This window comes from Kitasatospora sp. NPDC048407 (genome assembly GCF_043200475.1).
Lineage (GTDB): Bacteria > Actinomycetota > Actinomycetes > Streptomycetales > Streptomycetaceae > Kitasatospora.
Genome location: NZ_JBICXW010000053.1, coordinates 1 through 1,369, shown reverse-complemented (window position 1 = coordinate 1,369; position 1,369 = coordinate 1). Strand labels below are relative to the sequence as shown.

Below are 1,369 nucleotides of genomic sequence, written 5' to 3'. Positions count from 1 at the left end.
GCTCTCAGTGGACGTTAAGTCCGTTTCTGGTAGCGGCCTCGTCCAGGTTGGGTGAGGAAGCCTTGGCGAGTGAGGCGTCCGAGGCGGCTGCGGGTGATGTTGACGGACGCCTCGTCGGTGGGCATGCCGAGGAGCTCGTGCAGCTCGCGTGCCCGGAATTCCTGGTCGGGGTGCTGGTTGAAGGCGTTCACGATGGCCTGGTAGGTGGTGTTCGTCTCGGGTGGTTCGGGTTCGGTCCCTGCCGGCGTGATCTCCGCGATGATCTTTCGGGCGGTGGCCAGGTCCGTGAGCCGCATTTCGGCCTCGGCCAGGTCGGCGGCGAGCTCTTCGATCCGGGCGCGTAGTTCAGTGGCCCGGGCGGTGGCCTCGTCCTGCCGGGTCCGGAGGTCTGCCAGGAGTTCGGCGAGGTTCACGCGGCCAGTCCGAGGGTGTCGCGCCAGGTGAGGGCGGGTGTGGTGAGGCGGCGGGCCATGTTGGCGGTGGAGGCCCAGTAGACGCGTGAGGCGGAGGTGTCGGGCCGGTGGTCGTACTCGCGAGCGAGGCGCCGATGCAGCATCAGCGTGCCGTTCGTCTGCTCCACCACCCACCGCTTCGACTGCGGGACGAAGCCCTTGCCCTGGTCGGCCGGGTTGCGGCGGACGACCTCGACGTCGATGTCCAGCAAAGCGCCGTGGATGACGACCTCGTCCTTGAAGCCCTGGTCCACCAGGGCCTTCTCCAGACGCATCCCGCACCGCTCGGCGGCCTGGTCGAGCAGGGCGGTGCCGGCGGCGTTGTCGTGGGCGGAGGCGGCCAGGACGACGACACCGATGATCAGCCCCATGACGTCCACGGCCAGCCCCCGCTTGCGGCCCGACACCTTCTTGTTCGCGTCCAGTCCCGTCGTGGTCTTCGGAACACCGGCCGCCGCGCGGACGGACTGGGTGTCGATGATCACGAGGGACGGGTCCTCTAATCGGCGGGCCTTCTCCCTCACCTGGCAGCGCAGGAGTTCCTGGATCCGCTGGTCGAGCCCGTCCTGGCGCCACAGCGTGAAGTAGTAGAACACCGCTGACCAGGACGGCAGGTCATGGGGCAGGTAGCGCCACTGACAGCCCGTCCGGTTCTGGTAGAATACCGCGTTCACGATCTCCCGCAGGTCACCGGCCCCCGGATCCCCGGTAGCCGACCGCGCCACCCGGTCCTGCTTCCAGGCCGTGATCATCGGCTCGATCAACGCCCACTGCTCGTCCGATAAGTCGCTCGGATACGCCCGCCTGTCCATGCGCCGCAGAACATCACCCGAGCCCCGACCGGCACGCCAGTTCGGCTGACGTTCACACGAACGAGCGATCACGAACCCAGAGAAAGGGGACTTAACGTCCACTCA

At 67.7% G+C, this 1,369-nt stretch carries 2 protein-coding genes; both read right to left on the bottom strand.

Translation table 11 applies throughout. The features are described from left to right. Positions 1–14 precede the first annotated feature (14 nt). Positions 15–413, bottom strand: a complete 399-nt coding sequence (locus tag ACGFWJ_RS36195; protein ID WP_392957006.1) for a hypothetical protein — start codon at positions 411–413, stop codon at positions 15–17. Continuing rightward, positions 410–1,264, bottom strand: coding sequence for an IS5 family transposase (locus tag ACGFWJ_RS36190; RefSeq protein WP_392957004.1), 855 nt, complete (start codon positions 1,262–1,264; stop codon positions 410–412). The genes ACGFWJ_RS36195 and ACGFWJ_RS36190 overlap by 4 nt, the downstream gene beginning before the upstream one ends. Between the last annotated feature and the right edge of the window lie 105 nt (positions 1,265–1,369).

Coding starts and splice junctions, on each gene's coding strand:
- ACGFWJ_RS36190 (WP_392957004.1), bottom strand. CDS start 1,264: ATGGACAGGCGGGCGTATCCGAGCGACTTATCGGACGAGCAGTGGGCG.